This is a genomic window from Paenisporosarcina sp. P5_A11 (genome assembly GCF_056400705.1).
The window spans coordinates 1-3,287 of record NZ_JBFUKT010000260.1; the positions used below are offsets into that span (position 1 = coordinate 1).

Annotated in this window: 2 protein-coding genes; both read left to right on the forward strand. The window is 41.1% G+C overall.

The features are described 5' to 3' along the window. Nucleotides 1-158: 158 nt before the first annotated feature. The gene (sdhA, locus tag AC1DOS_RS18980; RefSeq protein WP_108585295.1) at nt 159-1,913 is read left to right on the forward strand and encodes a succinate dehydrogenase flavoprotein subunit; all 1,755 of its coding nucleotides are present in this window, start codon (nt 159-161) and stop codon (nt 1,911-1,913) included. Between the two features lie 5 nt (nt 1,914-1,918). Continuing rightward, on the forward strand, nt 1,919-2,692 hold the full coding sequence (gene sdhB / locus AC1DOS_RS18985) for a succinate dehydrogenase iron-sulfur subunit (protein WP_477538761.1): 774 nt from the start codon (nt 1,919-1,921) through the stop codon (nt 2,690-2,692). Nucleotides 2,693-3,287 lie beyond the last annotated feature (595 nt).

Sequence of the window (3,287 nt, forward strand, 5' to 3'; positions counted from 1 at the left end):
GAATTTCAACTTACGTGACGATGGGTAGAATTTCAACTTACGTGACGATGGGTATCTTCTTAGCATTGACAGTAATCGGCGTTCGTGCACTTCTTGCATTCGTGTAATAAGTTTCTGAAATTGCTTGATTACTATTAAAAAGAGGAGTGAGAAGAATCATGGCAAAAAGTAAATTGATTGTTGTCGGCGGTGGTCTAGCTGGTTTAATGGCAACAATGAAAGCAGCAGAAGAAGGAACAACAGTAGAATTATTCTCATTAGTTCCTGTTAAACGCTCACACTCAGTGTGTGCACAGGGCGGAATTAACGGAGCATTAAATACAAAAGGTGAAGGCGATTCAACTGACAATCACTTTGATGATACAGTATACGGTGGGGATTTCCTTGCGAACCAACCACCAGTAAAAGCATTGGCAGAAGCAGCACCTGGTATCATTCGCTTATTCGATCGCATGGGTGTTATGTTCAACCGTACACCTGAAGGGTTATTAGATTTCCGTCGTTTCGGGGGAACAATGTTCCATCGTACAGCTTTCGCGGGCGCTACAACTGGTCAACAATTGCTTTATGCACTTGATGAACAAGTACGTCGCTACGAAGTTGACGGTCTTGTAACGAAATACGAAAACTGGGAATTCCTAGGTGCGATATTAGATGACGACGGCGTATGTCGCGGAATCATGGCTCAAGACTTGAAAACTATGGAAATCCGTCCTTTCCGTGGTGACGCTGTCATCATGGCAACAGGTGGTCCTGGTATTATTTTCGGAAAATCAACGAACTCTATAATCAATACAGGTTCTGCGGCTTCCATCGTTTATCAACAAGGTGCATCATACGCAAATGGTGAATTCATTCAAATTCACCCTACAGCGATTCCTGGAGATGACAAGCTTCGTTTAATGTCAGAATCAGCTCGTGGTGAAGGTGGACGTATTTGGACATATAAAGACGGTAAACCTTGGTACTTCCTAGAAGAAAAATATCCTGGTTACGGGAACTTGGTACCTCGTGATATCGCAACACGCGAAATCTTTGATGTGTGTGTTAACCAAAAGCTCGGTGTTAACGGCGAAAACATGGTATTCTTGGATCTTTCTCACAAAGACCCGAAAGAGTTGGATATTAAACTTGGCGGAATCATTGAAATTTATGAGAAATTCACTGGTGAAGATCCTCGTAAACTTCCGATGAAAATCTTCCCAGCAGTCCATTACTCAATGGGTGGACTATGGGTTGACTACGATCAAATGACAACTATTCCTGGTTTATTTGCTGCAGGTGAGTGTGATTACTCTCAACATGGAGCAAACCGACTTGGAGCAAACTCATTACTTTCTGCTATTTATGGTGGAATGGTCGCAGGTCCGAACGCAGTTAAATATATGAGTGGGTTAAAAACTCACGCTGAAGATATGCCATCAACAATTTTTGATGCACATACAGCTTCAGAGCAACAAAAATGGGATGAAATCATGTCTCTTGACGGTACAGAGAACGCATACGTCTTGCATAAAGAGCTTGGCGAATGGATGACGGATAACGTAACAGTTGTTCGTTATAACGACCGTTTACAAAAAACTGATGAAAAAATTCAAGAACTTCTTGAGCGATTTAATAATATCAACATTAATGACACTCAAAAGTGGTCCAATCAAGGTGCTACTTTCGCGCGTCAATTGAAAAATATGCTATACTTAGCTCGCGTTATTACTCAAGGTGCATTGTTACGTAATGAAAGTCGTGGTGCTCACTACAAGCCGGATTTCCCAGAACGAGATGATGAGCAATTTATGAAAACAACTATGGCGAATTTTGATCCAGCTACTGGAGCGCCAGTCATTCATTATGAAGAAATAGATGTTTCATTAATTCCACCACGTAAACGTGACTATTCATCGAAAGGGGATTAATAATCATGAACGCAACAGCAACTAAAACCGTCGTTTTTGAGATCCTTCGTCAAGATACAACGGATTCTACACCCTATTGGGAAAAATTCGAGTTAGAATATCGTCCAAATATGAACGTTATTTCTGGATTAATGGAAATTCGTCGTAATCCAGTAAATACAGATGGTAAACACACAACACCTGTAAACTGGGATATGAACTGTTTGGAAGAAGTATGTGGCGCATGTTCGATGGTCATCAATGGCCGTCCACGTCAATCATGTACAGCTCTAGTTGACAAATTGGAGCAACCTATTCGCTTGGAACCAATGAAAACATTCCCAGTTGTTCGCGACTTAATCGTTGACCGTACTCGTATGTTTGATTCATTGAAAAAAGTTAAAGCTTGGGTTCCAATTGATGGATCTTATGATCTAGGCGATGGACCACGTATGCCTGAACGTAAACGTCAATGGGCATATGAACTATCTAAATGTATGACTTGTGGTGTTTGTTTGGAAGCTTGTCCAAACGTAAACACAGGTTCAGATTTCATGGGTCCAGCACCGTTATCACAAGTACGTCTTATGAATGCGCATCCAACTGGTGCCATGAATAGAGACGAGCKTCTAAATGCCATCATGGGTGATGGTGGACTAGCTAACTGTGGTAACTCACAAAACTGTGTAGTTGCATGTCCAAAAGGTATACCTTTGACAACATCAATCGCAGCACTAAACCGTGATACATCAGTTCAAATGTTCAAAAACTTCTTCGGAAGCGACCACATGGTTGACTAAGAAGAGTTCTAATTAGCAGCCTCTCGCACTTGCGGGAGGCTRTTTTTGTTTCGAGAAAAATGTGGAATTAGGAGAAAATTGGATAGTTGCGACGAWAAYAAGARAAGTTRAGACGATARCTCAAGAAGTTGCGACRATAATAAGAGAAGTTACGACGATAACACAAGAAGTTGAGACGATAATAAGAAAAGTTACGACGAGAAATTAGGCAGCCTCTCGCACTTGCGGGAGGCTGTTTTTGTTTCGAGAAAAATGTGGAATTAGGAGRAAATTGGATAGTTGCGACGATAATAAGAGAAGTTACGACGATAACCCAAAAAGTTACGACGAGAAATTAGGCAGCCTCTCGCACTTGCGGGAGGCTGTTTTTGTTTCGAGAAAAATGTGAAATTAGGAGAAAATTGGATAGTTGCGACGAAAACAAGAAAAGTTGCGACGATAACTCAAGAAGTTGCGATGATAATAAGAAAAGTTACGACGATAATCAAAAAAGTTGCGACAATAACCCGAAAAGTTACGACGAGAAATTAGGCAGCCTCTCGCACTTGCGGGAGGCTGTTTTTGTTTCGAGAAAAATGTGGAATTAGGAGAAAAT

What these genes read in the sequence shown, in the direction of transcription:
- sdhA (WP_108585295.1), top strand. Translation starts at nt 159, where the DNA reads ATGGCAAAAAGTAAATTGATTGTTGTCGGCGGTGGTCTAGCTGGTTTA.